Raw genomic sequence first — 1,016 nt, 5'->3', positions numbered from 1 at the left:
TAATTTCTCGACAATAGTGTCTCAATAGCTTGATGCTTGACATACTCTCCTCCGCGCAGGTAGGTATTTATAAGATTATATCCCTGTGCGGAATAATATCTGAGTGCCTGGAGCTGCTTAGAGTCTGTGTTGACTACCCATTTCTTTACTTTTTGCGTTTTATCTGCCATTGGCGGTGGTGGGGGCGGTGGCATGTTATTAACAGGCTTTCGTCCATCACTGTCTTTGATGTGCTGCTGGTCGCTTTGATTGTGCGTCATCAGTTCGGCTGTCGCGGAGGAGGCCAAGGTGGTGGTGCAGCCAGCCTGGGCTTTGGTGACCTGATCGGCGATAGATTGCGGTAAGGCCGACATGGCTTGTTTTAATATCGTTTGGAGACCGGTCGCCATCACCTTTGGCTGGAGAGTGCGCACCACGGCGCTTTGTTCTGCCAGAACCTGTTTAAGCTCGGCAAGGCAGGTACCACGGGCCATCACCTCTTTGGGGTGGTTGTTCTCCCAGTGCTGAATGGCATTCTGCACCCGCTGGGCTTGCATGCTGCTGGGAGCACTCTGCATTTGGCGCAGCTCGGCGCACAAATGTTTGAGCGACGAACTCTGAAAGTGCAGAGGGCCTCGTCGAACAGACTGTTCGAACAGACGATTGCCCTGTTCGAGTAGAGGAGAAGTTGCGGCATGTTGAGGAATTTGTATTTGGCTAAGCGGCATATGGCCGCTAATGGGTGAGATTGGCATTATCTTTTCCAAAATTAGGTTGAGTTAATTAGGGATATTTTAGTATTTTTCCTGCCCTGTTTATGTAAAGAATCGACTAGGCTTTTGTTTACTTTAGGTTTTAGGTTTTATTAGACCACTACAATGAAAACGCAGATGAGTACCAAATTCTTCACGAAAACGGCGATAGCAGGCCAGAATGCGCTGTTTTTTCTCCTGGGTGTAGCCTTGTTTAAAAAACAGGGTAATCGAGAGACCCAGACGAGAAACAGTCATCCCATCGCCATTGAGGAAAGTAAACGC

Annotated in this window: 2 pseudogenes; both read right to left on the bottom strand. The window is 48.5% G+C overall.

From position 1 onward, the window contains the following. A pseudogene (locus SLS51_RS23020) lies at positions 1-734 on the bottom strand (hypothetical protein); the annotation flags it as partial. A 93-nt stretch (positions 735-827) separates the two neighbouring features. Then, positions 828-1,016, bottom strand: a pseudogene (locus SLS51_RS23015) (hypothetical protein); the annotation flags it as partial.

The sequence above is a fragment of the Photorhabdus africana genome, from assembly GCF_035181445.1.
GTDB classification, from domain to species: domain Bacteria; phylum Pseudomonadota; class Gammaproteobacteria; order Enterobacterales; family Enterobacteriaceae; genus Photorhabdus; species Photorhabdus laumondii.
Note: the sequence above shows the minus strand (reverse complement) of the source record. Positions and strands in the feature narration are given on the sequence as shown.